This window comes from Mesorhizobium sp. M7A.F.Ca.ET.027.03.2.1, assembly GCF_003999175.1.
Classification (GTDB): domain Bacteria; phylum Pseudomonadota; class Alphaproteobacteria; order Rhizobiales; family Rhizobiaceae; genus Mesorhizobium.
In genome coordinates, this window is record NZ_RZOM01001287.1 from 1 (window position 1) to 1,491 (window position 1,491).

Here is a 1,491-nt window from a genome sequence, read left to right on the forward strand (position 1 = left end):
CCGCCAACGAAGCCTGGGGCAAGAAGCCGCTGGTGACTGTATTCGTCACAAGATGACGAAAGGGAGTACGGGAGTAGGGGAAAAGACAGATATGTCAGCTGTTTGCTCTTCCTACTCCCCTACTCCCGTACTCCCTTTCGTCATCTTGTGACGAATACAGTCACCAGCGGCTTCTTGCCCCAGGCTTCGTTGGCGGCGCCGCGCACGGCGCGCCGCACTGCTTCCTGCACCAAGTCGAGGTCTTTTCGGCGCTGACGGGGGATGGAGTCCACCGCGCCGATTGCCGCATCGATCATCAGATCTTCCAGCGACTCGCCACGGGCGTCGGCCTCGGCGACGCCGATGGCGACCAGGTCGGGGTCGCCGGCAAGCTCATATTTGTCGTCCAGGACGACATTGACCGCCACATGGCCGGCAAAGGACAGCTTGCGCCGGTCGCGGATGCCCATCGCCTGATCGGTGCCGATCAGTCTGCCATCCTTGTAGATACGGCCGAACGGCACCTGATCCATGATGGTGGCTGGGCCGGGAGCAAGCCTGAGCATGTCGCCGTCGCGCACCTGCGCCACCTGGCCGATGCCCGATGTCGACATCAGCGAGCCCTGCGCCACCAGATGTGCCGCCTCGCCATGCACGGGAACGCCGATCTGCGGGCGCACCCATTTATACATCTTGCGCAATTCGCTGCGCCGCGGATGGCCGGAGACATGCACCAGTGCATCACCGTCCTCTATGATCTTGACGCCGAGGTCGATGAGGCGGTTCTTGATCTCGAGAATCGCCTTCTCGTTGCCGGGAATGGTACGCGAGGAAAACACCACCGTGTCGCCCGCCGTCAGTGACACCGACTTCATCTCTTCGCGCGACAGCTTGGCCAGTGCGGCCAGCGGCTCGCCCTGGCTGCCGGTGCAGATGATGACCAGGTTCTCGCGCGGGATGAAACCAAAATCCTCCTCGGCGATGAACTCCGGCAGACCGTCCATGTAGCCGAGTTCGCCGGCCACATCGATGACCCGCTTCAGCGAACGGCCAAGCACCAGGCACTGGCGTCCGGCATCGCGCGCCGCTTTGGCGATCGAGACGATGCGTCCGACATTGGAGGAGAATGTGGTGACGGCGACACGGCCCTTGGCAGCCTGGATGACGCCCTTGAGGCCCTCGCCCACAGCCACTTCCGAAGGCGACTCACCTTCGCGCAGCGCATTGGTCGAATCGCAGATCAGCGCCAGAACGCCCTTGTCGCCATAGGCGCGGAAACGCGCCTCGTCGGTCTTCGGCCCGATCGTCGGCTCCGGATCGATCTTCCAGTCACCGGTATGGATGACGGTGCCTGCCGGCGAGGTAATGGCCAGCGACATCGGCTCGGGAATCGAGTGCGCGACCGGAATGGCTTCGATCTCGAACGGGCCGACGGTGAATTTCTCGCCCGCCCGGTAGATTGTCACCGGTATTTTCGGCGCGCCCTGCTCGCCTTGCCGCTTGGCCTCCAGC

General features: G+C 63.4%; 1 protein-coding gene. It reads right to left on the reverse strand.

Going from position 1 to position 1,491, the window contains the following annotated elements:
- Nucleotides 1-140: 140 nt before the first annotated feature.
- Nucleotides 141-1,491: ribonuclease J (locus tag EN750_RS33910; RefSeq protein WP_145968183.1), on the reverse strand; the 1,351-nt coding region annotated here is incomplete at its 5' end.